21 protein-coding genes and 2 pseudogenes are annotated in these 25,778 nt (G+C 73.9%); 13 read left to right on the top strand and 10 right to left on the bottom strand.

Annotation, left to right across the window (positions count from 1 at the left end):
• Positions 1-19 precede the first annotated feature (19 nt).
• Positions 20-808, top strand: coding sequence for an alpha/beta hydrolase (locus tag MCAG_RS06690; protein ID WP_036376544.1), 789 nt, complete (start codon positions 20-22; stop codon positions 806-808).
• A 47-nt stretch (positions 809-855) separates the two neighbouring features.
• Here the strand turns inward: MCAG_RS06690 and MCAG_RS06685 are convergent, their stop codons facing one another.
• The 3 genes from MCAG_RS06685 to MCAG_RS06675 all read right to left on the bottom strand — a co-directional run bounded on the left by MCAG_RS06685 (position 856) and on the right by MCAG_RS06675 (position 7,089).
• Positions 856-2,274 carry a trehalose-6-phosphate synthase gene (locus MCAG_RS06685; RefSeq protein ID WP_036376542.1) on the bottom strand — a complete coding sequence of 473 codons (1,419 nt, stop codon included), beginning with the start codon at positions 2,272-2,274 and terminating at the stop codon, positions 856-858.
• A gap of 212 nt (positions 2,275-2,486) precedes the next feature.
• Complete coding sequence (locus tag MCAG_RS06680) at positions 2,487-3,314, bottom strand: hypothetical protein (protein ID WP_007072209.1); 828 nt, start codon at positions 3,312-3,314, stop codon at positions 2,487-2,489.
• 274 nt (positions 3,315-3,588) lie between these two features.
• Positions 3,589-7,089 carry an adenylate/guanylate cyclase domain-containing protein gene (locus MCAG_RS06675; RefSeq protein WP_083802211.1) on the bottom strand — a complete coding sequence of 1,167 codons (3,501 nt, stop codon included), beginning with the start codon at positions 7,087-7,089 and terminating at the stop codon, positions 3,589-3,591.
• 135 nt (positions 7,090-7,224) lie between these two features.
• Between MCAG_RS06675 and MCAG_RS06670 the strand changes: the two genes are divergently transcribed.
• The gene (locus MCAG_RS06670) at positions 7,225-7,473 is read left to right on the top strand and encodes a hypothetical protein (protein WP_036372608.1); all 249 of its coding nucleotides are present in this window, start codon (positions 7,225-7,227) and stop codon (positions 7,471-7,473) included.
• Positions 7,474-7,615: 142 nt separating this feature from the next.
• Here MCAG_RS06670 and MCAG_RS06665 read toward each other — a convergent pair whose 3' ends face one another.
• Entirely contained in the window at positions 7,616-8,308 is a 693-nt protein-coding gene (locus MCAG_RS06665) for a Crp/Fnr family transcriptional regulator (protein ID WP_007072206.1), read from the bottom strand.
• A 250-nt stretch (positions 8,309-8,558) separates the two neighbouring features.
• On the opposite strand from MCAG_RS06665, the gene MCAG_RS06660 reads away from it, so the two are divergent.
• From MCAG_RS06660 to MCAG_RS06645, 4 genes and pseudogenes are all read left to right on the top strand, one after another.
• Entirely contained in the window at positions 8,559-9,056 is a 498-nt protein-coding gene (locus MCAG_RS06660; protein WP_007072205.1) for a polyadenylate-specific 3'-exoribonuclease AS, read from the top strand.
• A 257-nt stretch (positions 9,057-9,313) separates the two neighbouring features.
• Positions 9,314-10,342 (top strand): 6-phosphofructokinase, encoded by a 1,029-nt coding sequence (locus MCAG_RS06655; RefSeq protein ID WP_007072204.1) that lies wholly within the window; start codon positions 9,314-9,316, stop codon positions 10,340-10,342.
• A gap of 121 nt (positions 10,343-10,463) precedes the next feature.
• Positions 10,464-11,256: pseudogene (proC, locus tag MCAG_RS06650) on the top strand (pyrroline-5-carboxylate reductase).
• 137 nt (positions 11,257-11,393) lie between these two features.
• Positions 11,394-11,744 carry a DUF2203 domain-containing protein gene (locus MCAG_RS06645; RefSeq protein WP_036372606.1) on the top strand — a complete coding sequence of 117 codons (351 nt, stop codon included), beginning with the start codon at positions 11,394-11,396 and terminating at the stop codon, positions 11,742-11,744.
• A 125-nt stretch (positions 11,745-11,869) separates the two neighbouring features.
• Here MCAG_RS06645 and MCAG_RS06640 read toward each other — a convergent pair whose 3' ends face one another.
• A complete protein-coding gene (locus MCAG_RS06640; RefSeq protein WP_036372605.1) occupies positions 11,870-12,817 on the bottom strand; it encodes a threonine/serine dehydratase in 948 nt (315 codons plus the stop codon).
• A gap of 232 nt (positions 12,818-13,049) precedes the next feature.
• Positions 13,050-13,883, bottom strand: a complete 834-nt coding sequence (locus tag MCAG_RS06635) for an exonuclease domain-containing protein (protein ID WP_050777889.1) — start codon at positions 13,881-13,883, stop codon at positions 13,050-13,052.
• Positions 13,884-14,198: 315 nt separating this feature from the next.
• On the opposite strand from MCAG_RS06635, the gene MCAG_RS06630 reads away from it, so the two are divergent.
• From MCAG_RS06630 to MCAG_RS06615, 4 genes are all read left to right on the top strand, one after another.
• Positions 14,199-15,824: a glycosyl hydrolase family 18 protein gene (locus MCAG_RS06630; RefSeq protein ID WP_007072199.1), complete on the top strand. Its 1,626-nt coding sequence runs from the start codon at positions 14,199-14,201 to the stop codon at positions 15,822-15,824.
• 176 nt (positions 15,825-16,000) lie between these two features.
• On the top strand, positions 16,001-16,480 hold the full coding sequence (locus tag MCAG_RS06625) for a hypothetical protein (RefSeq protein WP_036372604.1): 480 nt from the start codon (positions 16,001-16,003) through the stop codon (positions 16,478-16,480).
• Positions 16,481-16,580: 100 nt separating this feature from the next.
• Positions 16,581-17,987 (top strand): class II 3-deoxy-7-phosphoheptulonate synthase, encoded by a 1,407-nt coding sequence (locus MCAG_RS06620; RefSeq protein WP_007072197.1) that lies wholly within the window; start codon positions 16,581-16,583, stop codon positions 17,985-17,987.
• Positions 17,988-18,103: 116 nt separating this feature from the next.
• A complete protein-coding gene (locus tag MCAG_RS06615; RefSeq protein WP_157548432.1) occupies positions 18,104-19,078 on the top strand; it encodes a low specificity L-threonine aldolase in 975 nt (324 codons plus the stop codon).
• A gap of 13 nt (positions 19,079-19,091) precedes the next feature.
• Here MCAG_RS06615 and MCAG_RS06610 read toward each other — a convergent pair whose 3' ends face one another.
• Complete coding sequence (locus tag MCAG_RS06610) at positions 19,092-19,961, bottom strand: deoxyribonuclease IV (RefSeq protein ID WP_007072195.1); 870 nt, start codon at positions 19,959-19,961, stop codon at positions 19,092-19,094.
• On the bottom strand, positions 19,958-21,943 hold the full coding sequence (pknB, locus tag MCAG_RS06605; protein ID WP_007072194.1) for a Stk1 family PASTA domain-containing Ser/Thr kinase: 1,986 nt from the start codon (positions 21,941-21,943) through the stop codon (positions 19,958-19,960). The genes MCAG_RS06610 and pknB overlap by 4 nt, the downstream gene beginning before the upstream one ends.
• Positions 21,944-22,199: 256 nt before the next feature.
• On the opposite strand from pknB, the gene MCAG_RS06600 reads away from it, so the two are divergent.
• Complete coding sequence (locus tag MCAG_RS06600) at positions 22,200-22,592, top strand: Rv2175c family DNA-binding protein (RefSeq protein WP_007072193.1); 393 nt, start codon at positions 22,200-22,202, stop codon at positions 22,590-22,592.
• A gap of 51 nt (positions 22,593-22,643) precedes the next feature.
• Here the strand turns inward: MCAG_RS06600 and MCAG_RS06595 are convergent, their stop codons facing one another.
• Complete coding sequence (locus tag MCAG_RS06595) at positions 22,644-23,726, bottom strand: polyprenyl synthetase family protein (RefSeq protein WP_007072192.1); 1,083 nt, start codon at positions 23,724-23,726, stop codon at positions 22,644-22,646.
• Positions 23,727-23,808: 82 nt separating this feature from the next.
• Positions 23,809-24,366 carry a helix-turn-helix domain-containing protein gene (locus tag MCAG_RS32275; protein WP_232290355.1) on the bottom strand — a complete coding sequence of 186 codons (558 nt, stop codon included), beginning with the start codon at positions 24,364-24,366 and terminating at the stop codon, positions 23,809-23,811.
• 366 nt (positions 24,367-24,732) lie between these two features.
• Between MCAG_RS32275 and metF the strand changes: the two genes are divergently transcribed.
• The gene (gene metF, locus MCAG_RS06590) at positions 24,733-25,650 is read left to right on the top strand and encodes a methylenetetrahydrofolate reductase [NAD(P)H] (RefSeq protein WP_007072191.1); all 918 of its coding nucleotides are present in this window, start codon (positions 24,733-24,735) and stop codon (positions 25,648-25,650) included.
• Positions 25,651-25,698: 48 nt separating this feature from the next.
• Positions 25,699-25,778, top strand: a pseudogene (locus MCAG_RS32270) (CDP-alcohol phosphatidyltransferase family protein); the annotation flags it as partial.

The raw sequence follows: 25,778 nt of genomic DNA, 5'->3' as shown, positions 1-25,778 counted from the left end.
GCAGCAACGGGTGCGGATCATGCGCGGCCGGGAATGGGCCCGGCCGGTCCGTCCGGCCCGCCGCGAGGTGCTCAGCGCGCTCCCCGAGGTGGAACGGGGCCGCCCGCCGCTGCTGTTCGTGCCCGGCTTCGGGCACGGCGCGTGGGCGTTCGCGGAGCATTGGCTCTCCCACGCCGCCGGTCGCGGCTTCCCGGCGTACGCGCTGAGCCTGCGCGGGCACGGCGGCAGCGAGCCGGCGCCGGAGGCGACGCTGCGGGCGTACGCCCATGACGTGACGCAGGTGGCGGCGGGCCTGCCGCGCCAGGCGGTGCTGGTGGGGCACGGCGCCGGGGCCCTGGTGGTCCGGCACGCCCTGGCCCGGTACCCGGCGCGGGCTGCGGTGCTGGTCGCCCCGGTGCTCGGCGACTGGGCGACGCTCGGCACGGCGCTGCGCCGCAACCCCGGCGGCACCCTACCGGCCCTCGTCGGTGGGGGGTTACGGCTGAGCCGCCGGCAGCTGTTCAGCCGCGAGCTGCCCGACGCCGAGGCCCGCCGGTACGCCGCCCGGCTCGGCCGGGCCGGCCGGCGCGCCCAGTGGCAACTGTTGACCCACCACGACCCGGAGCCGGCCGTGGGCGACCCGCCCGTGCTGGTGCTGGGCAGCCCCGACGACCGGGTGGTCCCGCCGGCCACGCTGACCCGGGCCGCCCGGCGACACGGCGGTGCCCCGCTGCTCTTCCCCGGGATGGGGCACGACCTGATGCTCGACGCCCGCTGGCAGGAGCCGATCGACGCGATCCTGGACTGGCTGGAGAAGGAACACCCCTGACCGGGGCCGGCGCGACCCGGAGCGCGGGCCGCGCCGGCGTGCCGGCGTCAGCCGGTCGGGGCGAGGTGGGTCAGCAGCGACCCGCCGTCGTCGAGGGCGCTGAGGTAGGAGCGGGCCCAGGCCCGAATGTCGTTGCGGTGCAGGTGCTCGCGCATCGCCCGCATCCGCGGCGTGGCGTCGGCCGGGTCGGCCTGGAGGGCGGAGAGCAGCCCCTGCTTGAGCCCCTCCAGGTCGTGCGGGTTGACCAGGTACGCCTGCGGCAGCTCGGCCGCCGCCCCGGCGAACTCGCTGAGCAGCAGCGACCCCGTGTCGTCCACCCGGGCCGCCACGTACTCCTTGGCGACCAGGTTCATCCCGTCGCGCAGCGGAGTCACCGCCATAACGTCGGCGATCCGGTACAGCGCCGCCAGTTCGACCCGGTCGAACGGCTGGGTGAGGTAGTGGATGGCCGGCTCGCCGACCCGGCCGAACTCGCCGTTGATCCGCCCCACCTCGCGTTCGACCCGGTCGCGGAGGATCTGGTACTGGGTGACCCGTTCCCTGCTGGGCACCGCCACCTGCACCAGCACCGTGTCGCGCACCTTGACGTGCCCGCTGGCCAGCAGCTCGCTGTACGCCTTGAGCCGCTGCTCGATGCCCTTGGTGTAGTCCATCCGGTCGACGCTGAGGATGACGTGGTCGGGATCGCCGAGGTCGCGGCGCAGCCGCTGCGCCCGCGCGACCACGTCGGGGCGGGCCGCGAGGGCGGCCATCTCGGCGGTGTCGATGGAGACCGGGAACGCTCCGATGCGGACCACCCGGCCGTCCACGCCGATCCGCCGGTCGGTCGCCGGCAGCTCCAGCACCTTGGCCACGAGCTGGGCGAAGTTGTGCGCGGCCTGGGCGCGCTGGAAGCCGATCAGGTCGGCGCCGAGGATGCCGCGCAGCAGCTCGGCCCGGCGGGGGAGCTGCATGAACAGCTCCGGCGGCGGGAACGGCACGTGCAGGAAGAAGCCGATCCGCAGGTCCGGGCGCAGCTCGCGGAGCAGGCCGGGCACCAGTTGCAGGTGGTAGTCCTGCACCCAGACCACCGCGCCCTGCTCGGCCACCTCGGCGGTCGCCTCGGCGAACCGCTGGTTGACCCGCTGGTATGACTCCCACCAGCGGCGGTGGTACTCCGGCTGCTCGACCGCGTCGTGGTAGAGCGGCCACAGGGTCGAGTTGGCGAAGCCTTCGTAGTGGTCGCGGAAGTCCTCGCCGCTCAGCGGCACGGTGCGCATCCGTACGCTGCCGATGTCGGGCAGGCTCGGCGCCGGCCCGGTGCCGCCGGCCCAACCGACCCAGGTGGCCGGCGTGTGCCGCAGCAGGGGATGCAGGGCGCTCACCAGCCCACCGGGGCTGCGTCGCCACTCGCAGGCGCCGTCGGGCGCCACACTGTCGTCGATGGGCAGGCGGTTGGCCACCACCACGAGTGAACTCTGTCGCATCTCGGGCATTCCGATCAGCAGAGACCGACCACCGCGAGCAAGGAACAACCGGGCAGCCAGTGGGGGGAGTGACGTACAGCCGTATTCCTACTGACAGTAAGTTACACCACTGTTACGCCTCCCGCCGGGGGCGGTGCGCGTCCCGCAATTCGGGCATCCGCTGCCCGCCCTGGGGGACGCTGGGCGACGGAGCGTGAGCCGCGGGGCGTGGGTCAGACCCGGGCGCCGTCGTCCGGGTCGTCGTCGGAGTCGCCGGGGCGCAGCCGCCAGATCAGCGTCACGAAACCGGCGAGGACGCCGGTGAAGCCGAGCAGGGTCACCACGGAGGGGTCCACCGGCAGCAGCGTCGGCTCCAGGAAGAGCACGAAGCCGACGACGATGGCCAGCACGCCGGCCACCGCGTACTTGGAGACGTGGGGCAGCGGCGGGGGCGGCGGCGGGGTGTAGCGCTCCTCCGCCTCGTCGGGCAGGTCGGCGCCGAAGGTGTCCAGCCCGTCCAGCAGGGACGGCTCGTCCTGCCGGCTCCCGCCGACCGAGACGCCCGAGACGTCGGCGGCCCACGGCAGCCGGCGTACGTCGGTGGCGGTGCCGCCCTCGTCCGCCGCGACCCGGCCAGTCGTGCCCGCCGGCCGCTCGTCGGGCCCGTCGTCGACGTCCTCGGCGGCGGGCCAGGGGTGCGCCCCGGCGGCCGGGGCGGTGTGGAAGCCGGCGACGATGCGGGCCCACTCGGCGTCGACGTCGGGCTCGTCGCGGGCCGGCCCGGCCGGGGTCTCCTCGGCGAGCTGCGTGAGGTAGTCACGCGCGGTCCCCAGGTGGGACCGGTCGACGTAGAGCCGGTCCACGGGGCGGGCCGGAACGGTGGTGGTGCGGGTGACCGGGTTCAGGTCGGCCGAGGGTTGCAGGTACGCGGCGATGCCGCCCGCGGCCAGCACGTCCAGCAGGTGTTCGCCCACGCGTGGATCCACGTCGCCGGCGACGGCATAGTCGCTCGCGTCGAGCCCGTTGTCCCGCCGTCCCCGGCGGGCCCTACCCGCTGACACCGGACATCCTCCCTCGCGCACCTTGCGGTGCGGTCGCCCCCGACGCCCCGCACGCCGTGCCCTGAATCGTGACACGTCAGGGGCCCCTTCCGGGAGTGCGTTGTGGCGCGCCGTACGAAGTCAGCGGCCCTGCCGCAGGTCGTGGCCTGGCCTCAATGTCGGTTTTTGCTTATCGCTTGCTAACAGGAGCCTCAGCCAGCAACGCGGCCCGGCCACCTGGCGATCGCCTCCACCACCGTCCGGTGCTGGTCGACGGCCTGGCCCGCCGGTGCCGCTAGCCGTCGATCCCGGCGAGGCGGAGCAGGCCCGGCGCGCGGTTGCGGTCGGCGAACGCGCGTACCTCGGCCAGCACCTCGGCCGCGCCCGCCGGGTCCACCTCCTGCAGGGTACGCACCGACAGCGCGGCGGCGAGCGCGTGGTCGGTGCGGTCGCCCATGTGCCGGTACTGCTCGGCCGCCGACCGGAACAGCTCGGCGGCGGCCCTGGTATCGCCGGCCGACCGGGCCAGCGCGGCCTCCGCCGCCTGCCCGGCGGCCCGCGCCCAGGGCGTCATCCGGGGCGCGCAGGTCAGCAGTCCGCGCACCCGCCGGGCCGCGTCCCCGCCGAGTACCACCGCGACGTGGCCGATCGCCGGCACCCACTCGGCGAACGGGATCTCCCGGGTCCGCCGCCAGTCCTCGTCCAGCTCGGCGAGCAGCCGCAGCGCCTCGGCCCCGCGCCCCTGCACGGCCCGGCACAGCGCGGCGTGGGCCAGCGTGGAGCGCAGCACCCGGTGGAAGCCGGACCGCCGCCCGGCGGCCACCGCCCGCTCCACCTGGTCCGGATCGTCGCCCCCGGGCGGGGCGTCGGCGCTCCCACCCGCCCAGGCGGTCGGCGTCTGCGGGTCGCCGCGCAGCGCCCGCATCCAGCCGGACACCGCGACGATGTGCATGTCCCACTCGCCGGTCGGCCGGCGCGTCGACTCGGCCGCCAGCTCCGCCGCCGAACCCCAGTCCCCGGCGTAGTACGACCGGGCCCACTGGTCCTCGAAGCTCGCGGTGAGGCTGTGCTCGCCGCCGAGGTCCAGCGAGCGCTGCTCGTCCACCAGCCGGGCCGAGCCGGCCAGGTCGCCCTCCTCCTGCAACGCCCAGGCCAGGTTGTGCACCGCCCGCCGGCGGCTGGCCAGCCGCTCCACCCGGCAGTGCTCGGTGATCTCGACCAGCTCCGCGTACGCCTCGGGCACCCCGGACAGGTAACGGGCCACCGCGAGCGTGATTCGGGCACTCGCGCTGACCTCCCGTAGCTGGAGCCGCTCGGCCAGCCCGGCCGCGGTCCGGGCCGCCGCGCACGCCGGCTCGGTCTCCGCGTTGAGCATGTGCACCCGGGCCAGCTCCAGCAGGGCGCTCGCCTTCTCCTCGCTGTCGGGCAGGTCGGTGTAGATGCCGATCGCCCGGTCCAGGCAGCGCAGCGTCTCGGCGCGGTCCGCCCGGCGCCAGGCGGCGGTGGCGAGCAGCGTCCAGGCACGGGCCGCTCCGGTCGGCTCGCCGGCCTCGGTCAGCCCGCCGGCCAGCCCGGCCAGCCGCGCCGCGCCGCCGTCGACCAGGAACGCGTCCCCGTCGCGGAAGAGGGCCAGCTCCGCGTCGAACAGCTCCAGGGTCGGCTCGGGCCCGCCGGGCAGGGCCAGCGCCCGCCCCACCAGGGTCGCGGCGGTGTCCAGCGCGTTCAGCTCGTACGCCCGACGGGCCGCCCGGTGCAGCGCGGCCCGCGCCGCCGGGGCGTAGGGCGCGGTGTCCAGGCCGACGGTGCGGGCGATTTCGTGCGCCGTCCAGCGGTGGTTGGCCAGCACCTCGACCAGGTCCTGCTGCCGGCCGTCGGTGACCTGCTCCAGCCAGTCGGCGGTGCGCTGGTGGCGCAGCACCCGCTCGGCCCGGGGCAGCCGCTGGTAGCACACGTCGCGCACCAGGATGTGCCGGAAGCGGTACTCGGGCTGGCCCGGCATCGTCGAGCTGGGCTGCTCGTACACCAAATCCCGCCGTTGCAGCCGGCCCAGCGCCCGCTCCACCCACCGCACGGGCCGGCCCAGCGCGGTGGCCACCGGCCCCGGCCAGAACTGCACGCCGACGACGGCGGCGGCCTGGAGCACGGCCCGGTCGGCCGGGTCGAGCAGGTCGAGCCGGTTGGCGATGACCGCCTGCACCGTGCGCGGCATCTCCGGCGGGCGGCCCGGGTCGGCCCGCCCGGAGGCGTCGAGCAGCCCGCCGTCGAGCAGCATCCGGGCGTACTCCTGGGCGTAGAGCGGGTTGCCGTCGGCGAACTCGATCAGCGGCCCCCGGGAGGCCGGCAGCAGCGCGGACTGCCCGAGCAGCAGCGAGTAGAGGGTGTCGATGTCGGAGTCGTGCATCGGCGGCACCGAGATCGACATCACCCCGCTGATCATCCCCGTCCAGGCCGGGTGCCGCTCCCGCAGCTCCGGCCGCGCGGTGGCCAGCACCAGCAGCGGCACGCCCCGGGCCGCCGCGCCGAGCTGCTCGACGAAGGCGAGCATCGCCTGGTCGGCCCAGTGCATGTCCTCGAACACCAGCACCGTAGGCCCGGTCCCGGCCAGGGCGAGCAGGAACCGCCGCCAGGACGTCTCGGTCTCGCCTGGGGTGAGGCGCTCGCCGGGCAGGCCGATGAGCGGGCCGAGCGGGTCGGCCAGCCGCACGGCGTGCGGGTCGGCCAGCCGGCCCAACCGCTGCCGCAGCCGGTCGCCGAGCGCCGCCGGGTCGTCGACGTTCGACACGCCGACCCAGCTCCTCACGATGTCGGCGAGCGCGGCGTACGTGACGTTCTCGCCAAATGGCGGGCACTGCCCGACCAGCCAGGTGATCGGCGGCCCGGGCAGGCTGGCGGCGTACCGGGCCAGTTCCCGCAGCAGCCGGCTCTTGCCCACTCCCGCCGAGCCGAAGACGGTGACGAGCTGGGAGGTGCGCTCGGTCACCGTCCGGTGCAGGGCGTTGACCAGCAGGCCGCGCTCGTGCTCCCGGTTCACCATCGGGGTCAGCTCGGCGGTGCTCAGGTCCCGCTGCGGCAGCGCGCGCACGGCCAGCCAGATCCGGCTGACCGTGGAGCGGCCCCGCAGCGTCACCGGCGGCTGGTCGGTGTACTCCATGTCGTGCCGGGTCGCCGCCCAGGTGCTCTCGTCGACGACCACGCCGCCCGAGGGCGCGAGCGACTGCAACCGTGAGGCGGTGTTGACCACGTCGCCGGTGACGAAGCCCTGCCCGCCGTCGCGGGCGGCGGACAGGTCGACCAGCGCCTCGCCGGTGGCGATGCCGACCCGGAAGCCGAGCGGCGGGTGCGGGCCGGCCGGCTGGCGGGCCAGGTTCCGTTGCAGCTCCAGCCCCGCCCGTACGCAGCGCAGCGCGTCGTTGTCGGTGGCCACGGGGGCCCCGAACAGCGCCATCACCGCGTCGCCGATGTATTTCTCGACCACCCCGCCGTACTGGTGCACCAGCCGCCGGACCGTGGCGAAGTAGGTCTGCTGGAGGCTGCGGGCCTGCTCCGGGTCGGCTCGCTCGGCGTACGTCGTGAAGTCGACGATGTCGACGAACAGGACGCTGACCTGGCGGCGGTCCTCCTGCACCACCACCGGGCGGTCCCGCAGCGGCTGGCCGCAACTGGTGCAGAAGTTGGCCTCCGCGCTGTTGGCGTGCCCGCAGCGTGCGCAGGCACGGGTCAGAGCCTGCCCGCACCCGCCGCAGAAGCGGTCGTCCGGACCGGCTTCGCGTGAGCAGTGTCCACACTTGAGGTCGATGGTCGGCTCCGTAGCGCGAGGTGGGCCCAGTATCGCCCCAGGCGGCAGAGTCGGCTACCCGATATGCAGGCGGATCGTGCGCCCGACCGGGCCAGACTAACCTTCCGCTCAGGACATGAACGCCAGGAGAGTGCCGTGCACGTACGACTGTCTGCCGCGTGGACGGATCCGCGAGGCACCGTGTGGGCCCCGGGCGACGCGGTCGAGGTCGACGCCGTCACTCTCGCCGCATTGGAGGAGCAGGGCATGGTAGAGACGCCGGACGGTCAGGGCACAGCCCCCGACCAGGTCAGTACGAAGATCACGAGGACGACCAAGCCGATCGAACCGACGAAGATCGGCCCCGGCCCGAGCGCGCCGCCGGCGGACGAGCCGGACAAGTGATCAACCGGTGAACGGGCCGGCGGGCAGCCCCGCCGGCCCCCGTTCGCACCCGTGCCGACCTGAGCCAGCCCGCGCACGTCCCGGCCCGCGCCCCGTGCGGGGCGCGGCGGTTGGCGGCTGAGCCGACGGAACAGTCCGCGCGTCAGCGGTCGCTCATGCCGGCGCGTCGGCGCAGCGCCGCCACGTCGGTGACCACGATCCGGCGGCCCTCCGTGCGCAGCCACCCCCGGCTGGCGAAGGAGCCGATCGCCTGGTTGACGCTCTGCCGGGAGCCCCCGGCCATCTCGGCGAGCTGGCTCTGGTTCAGCTCTATGGTGATCATCGGGGCCTGGCTCTCGCCAGCCAGCCGGACCAGCGTCTTGGCAACCCGCCCGGGCAGGTCGAGGAAGACGTGGTCGGCGTTCTGCTCGGTCAGCCGGCGGATCAGCCCGCCGAGCGATCGCATCACCGCGTCGAGGATGCGCGGGTTGGAGTGCACCAGATCCATGAACGCCGCCCGGGACAGCGCGAGGGCGGAGCAGTCCTCGATCGCCTCGGCCGACGCCGAACGGGTGGAGGCGTCGAGCAGGGAGACCTCGCCGAGCACGTCCGGCGGGCGGATCACCGACAACACGGCCCGCTCGCCGGTCGGCGCGGTGCGGAACACGGCCACCGCGCCCCGGCGCAGCACGATCAGGGACTCGCCGGGGTCGTTCTCGACGAAGAGCAACTGGCCCTTGCGGTACGTGCGCGGCACCGCCGCCGCGATCACCCGTTGCCGGGCCTCCGGCTCGAGGCCGGCGAACATCTCGACACCCGTGAGCGCGTCACCCGGCTCTGGCAGGCGCATCTCCACGGCCCAACCCCTCCCCGGTATAAGGACCTCAGACTCGCGGCCGGATGAACCTGACATCACATCCCCGGCGCGAGGTCGCGAACCGGTTCGGTGTCCGGTAGCGGCACTCATCAGATCATGACGGCCCAGTTGCCCGCTGTACACCCCCGGCGACACTTCCGTAACAGTCCCGAGCTGCGGCGAAGGAGCGGCGCGACGTGCGCGACCCCGGCCTCCGGTGGGTGTCGCCGGTGCGCGAGGATGGCGGGCGATGGTATACCGCTACTTCTACGACTGCGAGTTCATCGAGGACGGGCGCACCGTCGACCTCGTGTCGATCGGCGTCGTCGACGAGAACGGGCGCGAGTTCTACGCCGTCTCCACCGAGTTCGACGACTCCCGCGCCGTGCCCTGGGTGCGCCGCAACGTCCTGGACAGGCTCCCCTCGCCGGCCGACCGGGCCTGGCGGTCCCGGGAGCGGATCCGCGACGACCTCTACGACTTCCTGGTCGAGCCGATCCGGGGCCGGCCGGGCGAGCAGCTTGAACTCTGGGCCTGGTACGCCGCGTACGACCACGTGGTCCTGGCCCAGCTCTGGGGGTCGATGCGGGGGCTGCCCCGGGAGATCCCCCGGTTCACCAAGGAGCTGCGTCAGCTCTGGGACGACCGGGGACGGCCACCCCTGCCGAACGCCGACGCGGCCCGGCACGACGCGTTGGTCGACGCCCGGCACAACCTCGCCCGCTGGCGCGCGATGACGGCCCGCTGACCGGGGCCTCTTCCACTTGGGTGCGCGCCGCGCGGACCTGCGTGCTGACCACCGTCGGGCTGGACGGTCGACTGGTCAGGAGGCGATCTTCTGGGCGGCGGGCGTCGCCCCGGGGTGCGCTGCCGGCGTATCGGCGCGGCGGCTACAGTTCGCAGTGACGGCCCGCCCCGGGCCGGCAACGGTGCCGATGGTCTGATCCGACACATATCCTGGGGCAAATCGGGCTTCACCTGATGCTCCAGGAGGATGAGCAGATCATGCGTATCGGCGTGCTCACCGGCGGCGGCGACTGCCCGGGTCTCAACGCGGTTATCCGGGCGGTGGTCCGCAAGGGCGTCGCCACCTACGGTCACGAGTTCGTGGGCTTCCAGGACGGGTGGCGGGGCCCGTTGGAGGGCCTGTCCAAGCCCCTCGGCATCGCGGAGGTGCGGGGCATCCTGCCGCGCGGCGGCACCATCCTCGGCTCCTCCCGCACCAACCCCTTCAAGATCGAGAACGGCGTCGAGCGGATCAAGGAGAACCTCGCCGCGCAGGGCGTGGACGCGCTGATCGCGATCGGCGGCGAGGACACCCTCGGCGTCGCCACCAAGCTGCACGAGCTGGGTGTCAACGTCGTCGGCGTGCCGAAGACGATCGACAACGACCTCGGCGCCACCGACTACACCTTCGGTTTCGACACCGCCGTCAACATCGCGATGGAGGCGATCGACCGGCTGCACACCACGGCCGAGAGCCACCACCGCACCCTGGTCGTCGAGGTCATGGGCCGGCACGCCGGCTGGATCGCCCTACACGCCGGCCTGGCCGGCGGCGCCAACGTGATCCTGCTGCCCGAGCGGCAGTTCGACGTCGAGCAGGTCGCCGGGTACGTCGAGAAGCGCTTCCAGCACCAGTACGCCCCGATCGTCGTGGTCGCCGAGGGTGCCCAGCCGCTCGACGGCCAGATGGTCCTGCACAACCAGGAGCTCGACGCGTTCGGCCACGTCCGCCTCGGCGGCATCGGCCAGTGGCTGGCCGAGCAGTTGGAGGCCAAGACCGGCAAGGAGGCGCGGACCGTCGTGCTGGGCCACATCCAGCGCGGTGGCACCCCGACCGCGTTCGACCGGGTGCTCGCCACCCGGCTCGGCCTGCAGGCGATCGACGCGGCCCACGAGGGCGACTGGGGCAAGATGGTCGCCATGCAGAGCACGAACATCGTCCGGGTGCCGCTGGCCGAGGCCACCCGCGAGCTGAAGACCGTGCCGCTGGAGCGGTACGAAGAGGCCGAGGTCTTCTTCGGCAGCTGACGCCAACGCGACGGGCGCGGGCGGTTCCCCGGGGAACCGCCGCGCCCGTCGCTCGGCCCCGCCGCACGGCGGGCGACGGAGGGGGGTACGACCATGGCGGTGGGGAGACCACACCGCTGCGGTGATCGGCGCGGGCAAGATCGGCGAGCTGGTGCTCTCCGGGCTGCTGCGCTCCGGCTGGTCGGTGGGGCGGCTGCTGGCCACGGCCCGGCGGCCGACCCGGGCTTGAGGAACTGGCCACCCGCTACGGCGTCCGGGTGGTCGACAACCTGACCGCCGTCGGCGAGGCCGACGTGCTGGCCGTTGCCGTGAAGCCGCAGGACGCCGCCGCCCTGCTCGACGAGATCGGGCCGAAGGTGCCCGCCGACAAGCTGGTCATCTCGCTCTGCGCCGGCCTGACCACCGGCTTCTTCAACCGGCGGCTGCCCGAGGGCACCCCAGTGGTCCGCGTCATGACCAACACCCCGGCCCTGGTCGACCAGGCGATGAGCGCCATCTCCGCCGGCACCCACGCCACCGGTGAGCACCTCGCCCTGGCCGAGGAGATGTTCACGCCGCTGGGCGCGACCGTCCGGGTCCCCGAGTCCCAGCAGGACGCCGTGACCGCCCTGTCCGGTTCCGGGCCGGCGTACTTCTATCTGCTGGTCGAGGCGATGGTCGACGCCGGCATCCTGCTCGGCCTGCCGCGCCAGGTCGCCCACGAGCTGATCGTGCAGACCGCGATCGGCTCGGCCGTCATGCTGCGCGACTCCGGTGAGCACCCGGTCAAGCTGCGCGAGGCGGTCACCTCGCCCGCCGGCACCACCATCTCCGCCATCCGGGAGCTGGAGAACCACGGCGTGCGCGCGGCCATGCTCGCCGCGCTGGAGGCGGCCCGCGACCGCGCCCGGGAGTTGGCCGCCCAGTCCGAGTGAGGTCGAGCAAGGATCGGGTTCTGCGAGATTCGGATCGGTCGCCCCTCGCTGGAACCGGTGTCGAAGTCGGCCCGGGTGCGGGCGTTGGCCGGTCGACACCCCTGCGCAAGACAGGACCTGTGCCCCATACTGGCGCCGTGTTCACACTCGCCCAGGCGCGTCACCTCGTGGCCACCCTGCAACCGCGCATCGGAGAGCTGATCCGGCTCCGGGCCGACCTCGCCGAGCTGCGCGCCGACCTCGCCGACGGCGGGCTGAGCCCGCTCGGCGGCCTCGCCGAGATCAAGGGCCTGGAGGCCCGGCTGCACGGGGTCGTGGACGAGCTGCACGAGCACGACATCCAGGTCAAGGGCATCGCCCCGGTGCTGCTGGACTTCCCCGGCGAGCGGGCCGGCCGTCCGGTGCTGTGGTGCTGGCTGGAGGGCGACACCGACGTGCGCTGGTACCACCGCGTCGAGTGCGGCTTCGCCGGCCGCCGCCCGGTGTGAAAGGAAGGGCACCTTATTAACGCCTGCGGGTGAGAAGGGCGCCCTTCTCACCCCGGGCAACGCCGGGCAACGCTGGGCGGGGCGGGGCAGCGGGGTGGGAACAGGGCAGCGCAGGGTGGGGCGGGTCAGCGCAGGGTGGCCAGCGCCGTCGGCGCGACGTTTCCGCCGCTGAGTACCAGCACCACCCGGGTGCACGGCGCGGCGGTGACCAGGCCGGTGCGCAGCGCCGCGTAGGTGACGGCGGCGGACGGCTCGACCAGGAGCTTCGTGGCGTCCAGCAGCTCCCACCAGGCGCCCCAGATCGCGTCCTCGGCGACCTCCACCACGTCGTCCACCAGGGCCCGGATGTGGGCCAGGGTGTGCCGGCCGGCGAAGGGGGCCGCCAGCCCGTCCGCCATCGACTGTGGCGGCGTCGCCGGGGCCGCGCCCCCGGTGCGCAGGGCATGGCCGACGGCGTTGGCGGTGGCCGGCTCCACTCCGACGATCCGCGCCGTCGGTGCCGCCGCCCGCACCGCCGCCGCCACCCCGCTGATCAGACCGCCGCCGCCCACCGGCACCAGGACCAGCCCCGGCGGCGGGCCGTCGGCCAGGATCTCCCGGCCGATGGTGGCCTGGCCGGCGATGACGTCCGGGTCGTCGAACGGCGGCAGCAGGTGGTACCCGCGTTCCGCCGCGATGGCCTCGCAGGTGCCGAGCAGGTCGTCGGTGAGCACGACCTCGCCGCCGTACCGGCGGACCGCCTCGATCTTCGTCGGCACCGCGTGCGGCGGCATGCACACCACGGTGGGCAGGGCGTACGCCTGACCGGCGTACGCCACGGCCATCGCGTGGTTGCCGGCCGAGAAGGCGGCCAGGCCGGCCGGTCGACCGGCGCGTTCGGTGAGCGCGAGCAGCGCGTTGAGCACCCCGCGCGCCTTGAAGCTGCCGGTGTGTTGCAGGTTCTCCGCCTTGACCCACAGGTCGAGCCCGTACTCGTCGCCGATGTGCGTGCAGGCCAGCAGCGGGGTACGGACCACCCGCCCGCCGATCCGTCGCTCCGCCGCCGTGATGTCGTCCGCGCTCACCAACTGCACACGGCGCAGCCTAGCCCCACCAGTGCCGGCGTGTCCCGACCCGACAGCGGGAGAGTGCGTGCCGGGGTATGGCCCTCGACTGGTACCGCAAGCGGGGTGGGGAAGGTCGATGCCTGCGTCGGCGGACGGCGAGTCGCTGTACCGGTCGCTGGGGTTCGTGCCCACCACAGGCCCGACGCTGCTGAGCCCGCCGACCGCCGGCTGACCGGCGCACCCCCACCCCCGGCCGGCGTCAGCCGCGTGGTGCCGCCTCCAGGGGCCACTGCGTGCTGACCGTCTTGCCGAGGCCTCGCCGGTCGAAGGAGAGTTGGAGGTCCCGAGCCTGCTCGGCGTGCCAGCCGATCTGCGCCTGGTGCAGCGCGTCCGGCCGCATCCGCGCGATGCGCTCGTGCCGGGCCGCGATCGACCGGGCCAGCTCGGCGGCTGCCCGAGCGTCGCTGGCCGCGTCGTGGGCGTTGTCCAACGTGACCTCGTAGTACCGGCACAGGTCGCCGAGCTGCCGGCGGCCGTACCAGCGGGGCTCGACCTGCTGGTGCAGCACCGACGGGTCGATGACGACGGCCCGGTCCCAGTCGAGGGCGGGCAGGCCGTGTCGGGCCAGTTCGGTGTGCAGCGCCGTCACGTCGTACGGGGCGCAGAAGGCCACCAGCGGGGTGGAGTCGGCGATCAGCTTGGCGATCGCCGTGCCCAGCTCCGCCAGCGCGTCCCGGGCCGGCCGGCCGCCGGTGCGAACCATCTCGTCGGTGATGCCGTGCCGGGCCGTCGCGTCGGCGGGAATCGGCACGCCCGGGTCGACGAGCCACTCCCGCGTCGTGCCGTCTGAGTGCACCAGGGCGGCGGAGACGATCCGGGTTTCCATCGGCTCGGGCAGCGTGCCCTCCAGGTCGAAGCCGACGACCGGCAGGTCGTGCCAGCCGCCGTGGCACCCCATCGGCGGCGCGACCCGGACCGGGACGCACCCGTTGTGGTACGTGCTCCAGATTCCGTTGACGCTGGCGCGCTGGCCGGTGCCGGCCCCCACCTGGGCGTGGCAGGTGGCGCAGCGCCCGGCGTACTTGTTGATCATCGAGCTGTCTCCTGTGTGGGGTGTTGGCGAACCAGGAGACGATCTTCGAGTACGCGCCCGGCGGAAGCCCTGTCGCACACGCCGACGATCGGGCCGATCATTGCCCTTTGTGGACAGTCGTGCTGGATGGCCGGGCGGTGAGAGGGGAGCCCTTCTCTACCCCAGGCGTTAACAAGGGGCCCTTCCTTGCACCCGACCCCTACCGGCGTGCCCCTTTCGTCGATCGACGTATGTGCATCTTGACGAACTGATGACGTCGTGAGTAGCGTCTCACCATCATTTTGGAAAGTTTCCTAACTATTTGGGAGGCGCCACATGAAGAGATCGCTCCGCCGGGCCCTCTGGATCGGCACCGTGGTCGCGGTGACCGTCGCGGCGGTCCCGGTGACCTCGGCGTTCGGCGCCGGGAGTGTGACCGCCACGTTCGCCAAGGTGCAGGACTGGGGGACCGGTCACGAGACGCGGGTGACCGTCACCAACGGCTCCGCCGCCAGCGTCAGCACCTGGCGCATCGAGTTCGACCTGCCCGCCGGCACCACCATCAGCAGCGCCTGGGACGCCGACGTCACCAGCAGCGGCAACCACTACGTCGCGGTGAAGAAGAGCTGGGCCGGTCCGCTCGCCCCCGGGGCGACCTTCAGCTGGGGCTACAACGGCACCGGGGCGTACCGGGCGCCGCTGAACTGCACCATCAACGGCGCGCCGTGCGGCGGGGGCACCATCCCGACCACCAGCCCCCCGCCGCCCACCACCGTCCCGCCGACGACGGCCCCGCCGACCACCGCACCCCCCACGACCACCCCGCCCACCACGACCCCGCCCGGCGGCGGCAAGAAGGTCGTCGGGTACTTCGCCGAGTGGGGCGTCTACGGCCGCAACTACCACGTCAAGAACATCCACACGAGCGGGTCCGCCGCGAAGCTGACCCACATCCTGTACGCCTTCGGCAACACCACCGGCGGTCGCTGCGCCATCGGCGACAGCTACGCCGACTACGAGAGGGCCTACACCGCGGCCGACAGCGTCGACGGCGTCGCGGACACCTGGGACCAGCCGCTGCGCGGCAGCTTCAACCAGCTCCGCAAGCTGAAGAGGATGTACCCGCACCTGAAGGTCATCTGGTCCTTCGGCGGTTGGACCTGGTCGGGCGGCTTCACCCAGGCCGCGCAGAACCCGACCGCGTTCGCCGAGAGCTGCTACAGCCTGGTCGAGGACCCGCGCTGGGCCGACGTGTTCGACGGCATCGACGTCGACTGGGAGTATCCGAACGCCTGCGGCCTCACCTGCGACGCCAGCGGCCCGAACGCGTTCAAGAGCGTGGTGTCCGCGCTGCGGTCGAAGTTCGGCTCCTCGGCGCTGGTCACGGCCGCGATCACCGCCGACGGCAGCACCGGCGGCAAGATCGACGCCACCGACTACGCCGGGGCGGCCAGCCAGCTCAACTGGATCATGCCGATGACGTACGACTACTTCGGCGCCTTCAACGCGCAGGGTCCCACCGCCCCGCACTCCCCGCTCTACTCGTACGCCGGCATCCCGCAGGCGGGCTTCAACTCCGACGCCGCGATCCAGAAGCTCAAGGGCAAGGGCATCCCGGCCGGCAAGCTGCTGCTCGGCATCGGCTTCTACGGCCGGGGTTGGACCGGGGTCACCCAGTCCGCGCCGGGCGGCGCCGCCACCGGCGCCGCCCCGGGCACCTACGAGGCCGGCATCGAGGACTACAAGGTGCTCAAGAACACCTGCCCGGCCACGGGCACGGTCGGCGGCACCGCGTACGCCAAGTGCGGCAGCAACTGGTGGAGCTACGACACCCCGTCGACCATCGGCGGCAAGATGACGTACGCGAAGAACCAGGGCCTCGGCGGGGCGTTCTTCTGGGAGCTGTCCGGCGACACGACCAGCGGCGAGCTGATCGGCGCCATCTCCGGCGGCCTCGGCTGACGCAAGGAAGGGCCCCCTGCCAACGCATTCGGTAGAGCAGGGCCCCCTGTTAACCACCTCGGGCCCGGGAACCGTGCGAACGGCGGTTCCCGGGCCCGGCACGGGCGTGGCACGGGGGCGATGTGTCAGACTCGCCCATCGACGGGTCCCGGTGCCGGGGCCGAGGGGAGGAACGAATGGGCGTGACGAACACCAGGGCGGCGCTGGTCGCGACACTCGCGATCCTCCCGTTCGCCCTGCTCGGCTGCGGCAGCGACGCCAAGGAGGCCGCCGAGCGGCAGCCCGGCCGGGCGCCCGCCGAGGAGGCCGCCGCGAAGTCCCGGGAGCGGGTGCAGGCGTACCTCGACGCGATGATCGCCAAGGACGTGGCCGCCGGGCGCAGCCAGCTCTGCGCCCCCGCCCAGGAGGGCTTCGACGCCGCCGCGACCGGCCCGAACGGCGACTTCGCCGACCACTTCACGGTGTCCGGGGCGACGATCACCGACGTGCGTGCCGGCGCCAGCGGGCAGGAGGTCAGCACGGAGATCACCGTGACCGCCGGTTCCCGCAAGGCCACCCGGCCGCTGCTGTTCACCGTCACCCGCAGCGGCGCCGACTGGTGCGTCGCGAGCGAGGCGCCGGGCGGGCACACCCCGGAGCCGTCGGTCACCCCCTGACCTCGCCCCGGCCCCGCGGGCCGGGCCCGGTGACCTCCCAACTGCCGGAATCGTCTGCCTCGGCCGTCGTCGGCTCCGGCGGTCGCCGTACGCTTTCGTCATGCGCCATGAGTGGCATCAGCTGAGCCATCCCGCGGTGGGCAGCCCGGGCCTGCAGACCAGCCGTCCGACCGTCGACTCCGCCGAGGACGCCGCCCTCGGCCTGGACCGCTGGCGGGACCTGCCCCGCGCGCAGACACCGCCGTGGTCGGACCAGGCCCAGGTCGCCGAGGTCTGCAAGGTGCTCGACACCGTGCCGTCGGTCGTCGCGCCGTACGAGGTCGACCAGTTGCGGCGCAAGCTCGCCCTGGTCTGCGAGGGCAAGGCGTTCCTGCTCCAGGGCGGCGACTGCGCCGAGACGTTCGCCGACAACACCGAGAGCCACCTGCTGGCCAACGCCCGCACCCTGCTCCAGATGGCGATCGTGCTCACCTACGGGGCGTCCCTGCCGGTGGTCAAGGTCGCCCGGGTCGCCGGGCAGTACACCAAGCCCCGGTCGCTGCCGACCGACGCCCGCGGGCTGCCGGCCTACCGCGGCGACCTGATCAACTCGCTGGAGGCCACGCCGGAGGCGCGGGTCGCCGACCCACAGCGCATGATCCGGGCGTACGCGAACTCGGCCGCAGCGATGAACATGCTCCGGGCTTACCTGGCCGGCGGGCTGGCCGACCTGCACGCGGTGCACGACTGGAACAAGGGCTTCGTCAAGAACTCCCCGGCCGGCGAGCGGTACGAGGCGATCGCCCGGGAGATCGACCGGGCCATCGCGTTCATCCGGGCCTGCGGGATGACCGAGGACGACGCGCTGCGCACGGTCACCCTCTACTGCTCCCACGAGGCCCTGGCCCTGGAGTACGACCGGGCGCTCACCCGGGTCTCCGACACCCGGGCGTACGGGCTGTCCGGGCACTTCCTGTGGATCGGCGAGCGCACCCGGCAGATCGACGGGGCGCACATCGACTTCATCTCCCGCATCGCCAACCCGATCGGTGTGAAGCTCGGCCCGACCACCACCCCCGACGAGGCGATCGAGCTCTGCGAGAAGCTCAACCCGGAGAACGTCCCCGGCCGGCTCACGCTGATCAGCCGGATGGGCAACCACAAGGTCCGAGACACCCTGCCGCCGATCGTGGCGAAGGTCACTGCCGCCGGTGCCAAGGTGGTCTGGCAGTGCGACCCGATGCACGGCAACACCCACGAGTCCTCCAACGGCTACAAGACGCGGCACTTCGACCGGATCGTCGACGAGGTGCTCGGCTACTTCGAGGTGCACCGGGGGTTGGACACCCACCCGGGCGGCCTGCACGTCGAGCTGACCGGCGAGGACGTCACCGAGTGCCTCGGCGGCGCGCAGGGAATCGAGGACCTGGACCTGCCCGACCGGTACGAGACCGCCTGCGACCCTCGGCTGAACACCCAGCAGTCGCTGGAGCTGGCCTTCCTGGTGGCGGAGATGCTCCGTGGCTGACGCGAGGAGTGAGCTTGCGAGCCCCGCAGTCGGCGGCCGGAACAAGCACCGTGGCTGACCGCGGGGGGACGGTCGTCGACCTGCGGTCGGACACCGTGACCTGGCCCACGGCCGGGATGCGGGAGGCGATGGCCGCCGCCGAGGTCGGCGACGACGTCTACGGCGAGGACCCGACGGTCAACGCCCTCGAAGCCGAGGTCGCCGAGCTGTTCGGGCACGAGGCCGCCCTGTTCGCCCCGACCGGTTCGATGGCCAACCAGATCGCCCTGCAACTGGTGGTGCCGCCCGGCGATGAGCTGCTCTGCGACGCCGACGCACACGTGGTCACGTACGAGATCGGCGCGGCGGCGGCGTACGGCGGAATCTCGTCGCGGACGTGGCCGGCGGCCGGCGCGGATCTCGCCCCCGACGTGGTCGCCGGGATGGTCCGGCCGGACGGCTACTTCGCGGTGCCGACGCGGGCGATCGCCGTCGAGCAGACCCACAACCGGGGTGGCGGCGGGGTGATCCCTCTGGCCACCCTGCGCGAGCTGCGCCGGGTCGCCGACACCGACGGGCTCGCCCTGCACTGCGACGGGGCCCGGATCTGGCATGCGCACGTGGCCGACCGGGTGCCCCTGGCGGAGTACGGGGCGCTGTTCGACACGCTGTCCGTCTGCCTCTCCAAGGGCCTCGGTGCGCCGGTCGGCTCGCTCGTCGTGGGCAGCGCCGAGCGGATCGGGCGGGCCCGGACGATTCGCAAGCGGATGGGCGGCGGGATGCGCCAGGCCGGAGTGCTCGCCGCCGCCGGCCGGTACGCCCTCGCCCACCACGTCGACCGGCTCGCCGACGACCACGCGAAGGCCGCCCGCCTGGCGGAGGCGCTCGCCCCGTTCGGGGTGCTCCCCTCGGCGGTGCGCACGAATCTGGTTCCGCTCGACCTGACCAAGACCGAGCTGGACGCGCGGGGCCTGGCCGCCGCCGCCCGGGCCGAGGGTGTGCTGATCTCGGTGCTCGGCCCGCGCCTGGCCCGCCTGGTCACTCACCTCGACGTCGACGACGACGCGATCGACCGGGCCGCCGCCGTCCTCATGGCCCTCCTGCGCCGCTGACACCCGCCCCGGGTTAGGGGTGCAGGCGGTTGAGGGTGGCGATGTCGGTGGCGTGGCCCTCGTGCTTCTCCGTCGGGGTCTCCACCACGATCGGGACGCCCGCCGTGGCGGGATGGGCCATCAGTTCGGCGAACGCCGGCTCGCCGATGCTGCCCTTGCCGATGTTCTCGTGCCGGTCCCGGGTCGAGCCGCACAGGTCCTTCGAGTCGTTGGCGTGCACCAGCCGCAGCCGGTCGGGCCCGACCGTGGCCACCAGCGTGTCCAGGCAGGCCGTCATCCCGCCCTCGGCGGCCAGGTCGTGCCCGGCGGCCCAGGCGTGGCAGGTGTCGAAGCAGACGCCCAGGCCGGGGTGGCGGTCCACCGCGTCGAGGTACGGGCCGAGGTGCTCCACCCGGGAGGCCAGTGACCGGCCGCCGCCGGCGCTCGGCTCCACCAGCAGCAGCGGGCCGCCCGCCGCCACGGTTTCGTCGAGCAGCGGCAGCAGGGCCTCGCGTACCTGGCGCAGGGCCGCGTCGGCGTACCCGGCGTCGACCGCGCTGCCGGCGTGGAAGACCACGCCCCGCGCACCGATCGCCCGGCCCCGGCGCAGCGCGTGGGCCAGGGTCTGCGCGGATCGTTCGACCGTGGCCGGGGTGGGCGAGCCCAGGTTCACCAGCAGGGACGCGTGGATGAACACGGGCACCCCGCGCGCGGCGCAGCCGTCGCGGAACAGCGCGTCCTGGGCCGGGTCGCCCGCCGGCAGCGCCCAGCCCCGGGAGTTGGACACGTAGACCTGGACGACCTCGGAGGCGGCGGCGTCGACGTATGGCAGGGCCGCTCTCGCCAGCCCGCCCGAGGTGGGGGTGTGCGAGCCGACCGGCCGGCGCGGTGCGGGCGTGCTCACAGGCAGCCGATCGTGATCGGGGTGCCCGGCGGAACCGGCGAGTTCTCTCCCGGGTTCTGGAACCGGACGATGCCGTTGGGGTTGAACTGCACGTTCACCGGCAGGCCCAGGCCCTCCAGTTGCTGCTTGGCCTGCTGGCAGGGCAGGTCGACCACCCGGGGCACGACGACCTGCGGCGGGCCCTTGCTGACGTCGAGCTTGACCTGGGTGCCCTTCTCCACACCGGTGCCGTTGGCGGGGCTCTGCCCGAGGATCTCGTCGCGCGGCCTGTCCGAGTCCTTGTACGTCTCCACCGGCACCAGGCCGAGCTGGGCCAGGGCGGTCCGGGCGTCGGTGAGGTTCTTGCCGACCAGGTTGGGCACCGACACCGGGGCCTTGCCCTTGCTGAGGATGACGGTGACCTTCGTGCCGGGCTTCACCTCGGTGCCGACCTTCGGGTCGGTGGCCACCACCACGCCCTCGGGCAGGTTGTCGTCGTAGCGGGAGCCGCCCTTGGCCACCACCAGCTCGGCGTTGGTCAGGTCGGCCTCGGCGAGTTCGAAGTCCTTGCCGACCACGTCCGGCACCGGCAGCCGTTCCGGGCCCCGGGACAGGGTGAGGGTGATCGTGCCGCCCTTGACGATCCGGGCCGCCGAGGTCGGGTCCTGCGCCAGCACGGCGTCGCGGGGGATCTTCTCGTCGTAGCGGGGCTGGGCGTAGCGCAGCACGAACCCGCCCCGGCTGACCTGCCCCTCGGCCTCGGCCTTGTTGAGACCGACCAGCTCCGGGGCCACCGTGTACCGGCCCATTCCGAACCACCAGCCGGTGAGCGCGACGACCAGGCCGAGCACCACCACGGCCGCCAGGACGCCCCTGCGGGCGCGCGGGTCGCCCATGATCCGGGTACGCAGCGCGGCGAGCCGCGACGCCGGCCCGTCGCTCTCGGGGACGGCCCGACGCGGGTGCGGACGCTGCGGCTCGGGCTCCGGCAGCCGCGCCCAGGCCGGGCGCTGCACCGGCCGGACCGCCGCGACCGCCATGGTCGGCTGGGCCATCGGGTTGGTCTCGTCGGCCACGGGGCGCAGCACTGCGGTGTGCGTGTTCGGGTTGCCCAGGTCGTCGCGGGCCACCTGGACCTCGGCCAGCAGGGCACCGGCGTCGGTCGGGCGCGCGCCCGGGTCGCGGCGGGTGGCGCGGGCGACCAGGTCGTCGAGCGCCCGGGGCAGGCCGGGCACCAGCGTCGACGGGGCCGGCACGTCCCGGTCGACGTGCTGCCAGGCGACGTCCACCGGGCGGTCGCCGTCGTAGGGGACCCGGCCGGTGAGCATCTCGAACAGCACGATGCCGGCCGAGTACACGTCGGTGCGGGTGTCGGAGCGGCCGTCGGTGACCAGCTCCGGGGCGACGTACGCCACGGTGGCCATGAGCTGGTTGCCCGGCTCCTCCTCGGCGCTGGCCTCCACGGCCCGGGCCAGCCCGAAGTCGGCGACCTTGACGACGCTGTCGACCAGGTTCGCGGCCCCGCCGGTGGGCGCCTCGGCGACCAGCACGTTCTCCGGCTTGACGTCGCGGTGCACCAGGCCGGCGCGGTGTGCGGCGGCGATCGCGGCGAGCATCTGCTCCATGATCGCCAGCGCCTCGTCGGGGTTGAGCCGGCGCCGCTCGGCGAGCACGTCGCGCAGGGTGCGGCCGCGTACGTACTCCATGACCAGGTACGGCAGGCCGCGGTGGGTGCCCTGGTCGTAGACCGCCACCACGTTCGGGTGGGTCAGCCGGGCGATGGTCTTCGCCTCGTCGGTGAACCGCTCCAGGAACCCGGCCGCCCGGCTCCGCGCGTCGGGAGCCTGGGTCGGATGAATGATCTTGACTGCGACGGTGCGCTCCAGGCGCTCGTCGGTGGCGGTGTACACGGTCGCCATGCCGCCACGGGCCACGCGACCGCGGATGCGGTAGCGCCCGTCGATCAGCGAGCCCAGCAGCGTGTCAGCGACCTGTGTGTCCATCGGCAGGCAGTCTATGTCTCCGGAGGGTGGAGGTTGCACAGGATGCTACAGCCGGATGGCACGGCACCGCCCGCGCCGCGCTCGCGTGGCCCCGCCGGCAGCCCTCCGACCAGGGCGGCGGCCCGGGGTATGGAGGGCGGGGCGGGCGCTGCGCCCGCGGGTTGCCGGCGCGGGGAGGGTGGGTTGCCGGCGCTACTCCCGCGTGGTGAGGGGGTGCCGCTCGCCGCGCGGGGTGGGGGCGTGGCAGGGTGATCAGGTGACCGACTCCGTACCCTCCGACCAGGCCGCCTCCGGCACCGACCTCGCCGGCCCGACCGATCCCGCCGGCTGGCTGACCCTGCCGGACGTCGCCGAGCGCCTCGACCTGTCGATCAGCAAGGTCCACCAGATGATCCGGGACCGCGAACTGCTCGCCGTCCGCCGCGACGGCGTACGGAGGGTCCCCGCCGACCTGGTGGCCAACCGCACCGTGCTCAAGCACCTGCCCGGCGTGCTCACCCTGCTCGCCGATGCCGGCTACGACGACGAGGCGGCGCTGCGCTGGCTCTACGAGCCCGACGACACCCTCTCCGGCGGCACCCCGGCCGTCACGCTCGGCGGCGACCACGCCCGCGAGGTCAAGCGCCGAGCCCAGGCCCTCGGCTTCTGACCGGTGGAGTCAGCCGGCTGGCTGCCGGAGTCAGTCGGCTGGCCGGTGGGGTCAGTCGGCGCGGCGGGTGGCGGCGATGGCGAGGTCGACCAGCGCCTGCCGCGCCTCGGTCTCCAGGTCGACGGCGGCCAGCGCGGCGAGCGCCGTCTCGGTCAGCGCGGCGATTCGCTCCTCGGTGCGGGCCAGCGCCCCGGTCGAGGTGATCAGCTCGCGCAGCCGGGCCACCCCGTCGGCGTCCAGCTCCGGGTCGCCGAGCCGGTCCAGCAGCAGCGCGCGGCCCGCGTCGTCGCTCGCCTCCACCGCCGCCGCGACGAGGTACGTCCGCTTGCCCTCGCGCAGGTCGTCACCGGCGGGTTTGCCGGTCTGCGCCGGGTCGCCGAACACCCCCAGCACGTCGTCGCGGAGCTGGAACGCCTCGCCCAGCGGCAGCCCGTACGCCGAGTAGGCCGCCCGCACGTGGGCGGGCGCGTCGGCCAGCGCCGCGCCCAGCAGCAGCGGACGCTCGACGGTGTACTTGGCCGACTTGTACCGGGCGACCTTGCCCGCGCGTTCCACCGACGTGTCGCCGGTGGCCTGGGTCAGCACGTCGAGGTACTGCCCGACGGTGACCTCGGTGCGCATCTCGTCGAAGACCGGCCGGGCCCGGGCGACGACGCGCGGGTCCAGCCCGGCGGAGTGCAGCAGCTCGTCGGACCAGACGAGGCACAGGTCGCCGAGCAGGATCGCCGCCGCGTCGCCGAAGCCATCGGCGTCTCCGCCCCAGCCGGCTCCCCGGTGCCGGGCGGCGAACCGCCGGTGCACCGCCGGCTCGCCGCGCCGGGTGTCCGAGCGGTCCATCAGGTCGTCGTGGATCAACGCGCTGGCCTGCACGAACTCCAGCGCGGCCAGGGCGGTCACCACCTGATCCGCGTCGGCGCCGCCCGCCCCCCGGAACCCCCAGTACGCGAACGCCGGGCGCAGCCGCTTGCCGCCGCCCAGCACGAACGCCTCGATCGCCTCGGCCACCGGCACCAGAGCCGTGTCGACGGCCGTCAGCCAGGTGCGCTGACCGGCCAGGAAGCCGGCGAGGGCCTTGTCGATCCGCTGACGCAGGCCGGCACGGTCGACGGGGGATACGGGAGCAGCGTGGGTCACGCCCCGACGCTAGCGGGTCGTCCGGTGAGCTGCCGCACCGGCGGCGCGTGGCACGCCGGGGCGGGCCGGTCGCCCCCGAGTGCTACGGCATGTCGGCCGGGCTGACGGAAGTGCTGGTGAGTCTCGCCAGGGAGAGCAAGGCGCGCGGCTGGTGGCCCGCGTACGGGGGGTCATCCCCGCCTGGTTCGAGCCGTACGTGGCGATCGACTTTATGTCGGCGACAGAGGGGTGTCCGGACCGCGGGATCTTGCCATGTCGCCGACATGAGTCGACCGCCACGATCGCCAGAAGCTGGACGTCGGGTCAAGTGGGCGGGTTGGCCGGTCGCGCCCCGCCCGGTGCGGTGGGTGGCGGGAGGGCGGCGTACGGGCGTACCGCCGGCCCGTGGGCGTGCCCGACCAGCCGGCAGCGGCCGGCGGCGCGCTCGCCGGCTGCGCCCGGCGGCATCGGCCAGCAGCTTGGCCGGCACGGCGAGGACCACGGCCAGCCACCCCAGCCAGAAGGCCCCCGGCACGCGGAGCTGCCGCTCCCAACGGGACACCTCGTGCCGGCTCAGCGTGGGCACGCCCGAGGCGGCGCACAGCTCGGCGGCGAGGAGCTGCTGGCTGCGGCCCCGGGCCTGGCGGAGCCGGGCGAGCATCGGGCCGAGCAGCTCCGGCCCGGGCGACTCCGGCCCGGGCGGCGGGGGCGGCGTCATCGGTCCTCCGGGAGGGTCGGCGCGATGGCGGCGTCGACCCGCCCGCCCGGGCGGGACCGGCACGCCGCCGGTCGGTGCTGACCCCCACGCGGGCCCCGTCCGCGCTACCGCCTGTCTACCCCGGGGGTACGACGTTCTGCGGCCCGCCGCCGGCCCGGGAGCCGCCCGAAGGCCGCCCGGGAGCCGCCCGGCGGCTGGCCAGGGGACGCAGGGGAGGTGGCCGGGAGCTGCTCGGGTGGCGCTCGCGCGGCGGTCGCGTCAGGTGGGAAGGGCCTGGGTGCGGCGGGCCCCGACCGCTAGAGTCGGTCCATGGCTCTTGGTCTTCCATCGGTGCTCCCCAATCCGCAGCCGTCGATCGGGGAGCTGATCCGTGACCGTCAGCCCACCTTCTCGTTCGAGTTCTTCCCGCCCAAGACACCGCAGGGCGAGCGGCTGCTCTGGCAGGCGATCCGCGAGCTGGAGTCGCTGCGCCCCTCGTTCGTGTCGATCACCTACGGGGCCGGCGGGTCGACCCGGGACACCACGGTCGCGGTGACCGAGCGGATCGCCACCGAGACCACCCTGCTGCCGATGGCGCACCTCACGGCCGTCAACCACTCCGTCGCCGAGCTGCGCAACGTCATCGGGCGGCTGGCCGGCGTCGGGGTGCGCAACGTGCTGGCCGTGCGGGGCGACCCGCCGGGCGACCCGGGCGGCGAGTGGGTCCGCCACCCCGAGGGGGTGCTCTACGCCGAGGACCTGGTGCGGCTGGTGCGCGACTGCGGTGACTTCAGCATCGGGGTGGCCGCGTTCCCGTACAAGCACCCGCGCTCGCCCGACGTGGCCAGCGACACCGCGCACTTCGTCCGCAAGTGCCGGGCCGGCGCGGAGTTCGCGATCACCCAGATGTTCTTCGACGCCGACGACTACCTGCGGCTGCGGGACCGGGTGGCGGCGGAGGGCTGCGACACCCCGATCCTGGCCGGGGTGATGCCGGTCACCCAGCTCACCACCATCGAGCGGTCCGTGCAGCTGTCCGGGGCGCCCTTCCCGCCGGCCCTGGCCGCGCGCTTCGCCGAGGTGGCCGACGACCCGGAGGCGGTCCGCCGGCTCGGCATCGAGCAGGCGGCCGAGATGTGCCGGCGGCTGCTCGACGAGGGAGTGCCCGGCATCCACTTCATCACCCTCAACCGGTCCACCGCGACGCGGGAGGTCTGGCAGCAGTTGGAGGTCAGCGCGCGGGTGTGACCCCGTGGCGCGACACCACAGTGCCGGTGCCACGGTTGTTTCCGTGGTGTGTCTCTTTCGCTGAACTGGGACGAGTACGCGACGGCGTGGGCGCGGCTGCACGGGGGCTTCGATCCCCGGGCGGCGGC

The sequence above is a fragment of the Micromonospora sp. ATCC 39149 genome, assembly GCF_000158815.1.
Taxonomy (GTDB): Bacteria; Actinomycetota; Actinomycetes; order Mycobacteriales; family Micromonosporaceae; genus Micromonospora.
This window is presented reverse-complemented; position numbering and strand designations above follow the sequence as displayed.

Bases quoted from the DNA above. Each gene is read 5' to 3' on its own strand.
- MCAG_RS32275 (WP_232290355.1), bottom strand. From the start codon at position 24,366: ATGCTCGCCCGGCTCCGCCAGGCCCGGGGCCGCAGCCAGCAGCTCCTC.
- MCAG_RS06620 (WP_007072197.1), top strand. From the start codon at position 16,581: ATGCGCCATGAGTGGCATCAGCTGAGCCATCCCGCGGTGGGCAGCCCG.
- MCAG_RS06685 (WP_036376542.1), bottom strand. From the start codon at position 2,274: ATGCGACAGAGTTCACTCGTGGTGGTGGCCAACCGCCTGCCCATCGAC.
- metF (WP_007072191.1), top strand. From the start codon at position 24,733: ATGGCTCTTGGTCTTCCATCGGTGCTCCCCAATCCGCAGCCGTCGATC.
- MCAG_RS06660 (WP_007072205.1), top strand. From the start codon at position 8,559: ATGGTATACCGCTACTTCTACGACTGCGAGTTCATCGAGGACGGGCGC.
- pknB (WP_007072194.1), bottom strand. From the start codon at position 21,943: ATGGACACACAGGTCGCTGACACGCTGCTGGGCTCGCTGATCGACGGG.
- MCAG_RS06630 (WP_007072199.1), top strand. From the start codon at position 14,199: ATGAAGAGATCGCTCCGCCGGGCCCTCTGGATCGGCACCGTGGTCGCG.
- MCAG_RS06625 (WP_036372604.1), top strand. From the start codon at position 16,001: ATGGGCGTGACGAACACCAGGGCGGCGCTGGTCGCGACACTCGCGATC.
- MCAG_RS06615 (WP_157548432.1), top strand. From the start codon at position 18,104: ATGCGGGAGGCGATGGCCGCCGCCGAGGTCGGCGACGACGTCTACGGC.
- MCAG_RS06635 (WP_050777889.1), bottom strand. From the start codon at position 13,883: ATGATCAACAAGTACGCCGGGCGCTGCGCCACCTGCCACGCCCAGGTG.
- MCAG_RS06655 (WP_007072204.1), top strand. From the start codon at position 9,314: ATGCGTATCGGCGTGCTCACCGGCGGCGGCGACTGCCCGGGTCTCAAC.
- MCAG_RS06690 (WP_036376544.1), top strand. From the start codon at position 20: ATGCGCGGCCGGGAATGGGCCCGGCCGGTCCGTCCGGCCCGCCGCGAG.